Source organism: Kitasatospora sp. SC0581, assembly GCF_048159585.1.
Classification (GTDB): Bacteria; Actinomycetota; Actinomycetes; order Streptomycetales; family Streptomycetaceae; genus Kitasatospora.
In genome coordinates this window covers 1-374 of sequence record NZ_JBLRWA010000214.1, presented here as the reverse complement: position 1 = coordinate 374, position 374 = coordinate 1, and the positions used below count along the sequence as shown (strand labels likewise).

The window sequence follows — 374 nt, the reverse complement described above, 5'->3', positions numbered from 1 at the left end:
CTTCGCAAGCTCTAACGGCGGGGCGGCTCGCTCCACCACCTCCGCGAAGATCGTGGTGGCGGGCGGCTTCGGCGTGGGCAAGACCACGTTCGTCGGCGCGGTCTCCGAGATCAACCCCCTGCGCACCGAAGCCGTCATGACCAGCGCCTCCGCCGGCATCGACGACCTCACCCACACCGGGGACAAGACGACCACCACCGTCGCCATGGACTTCGGCCGCATCACCCTGGACCAGGACCTCAGCCTCTACCTGTTCGGCACCCCCGGACAGGACCGCTTCTGGTTCATGTGGGACGACCTCGTCCGCGGCGCCATCGGCGCCGTCGTCCTCGTCGACACCCGCCGACTCGCCGACTGCTTCCCCGCCGTCGACT

At 69.3% G+C, this 374-nt stretch carries 1 protein-coding gene; it reads left to right on the top strand.

The features are described 5' to 3' along the window. Positions 1-374, top strand: a 374-nt coding sequence (locus ACLWS4_RS37835; RefSeq protein ID WP_416876548.1) for a GTP-binding protein, incomplete at both ends; no start/stop codon positions are given.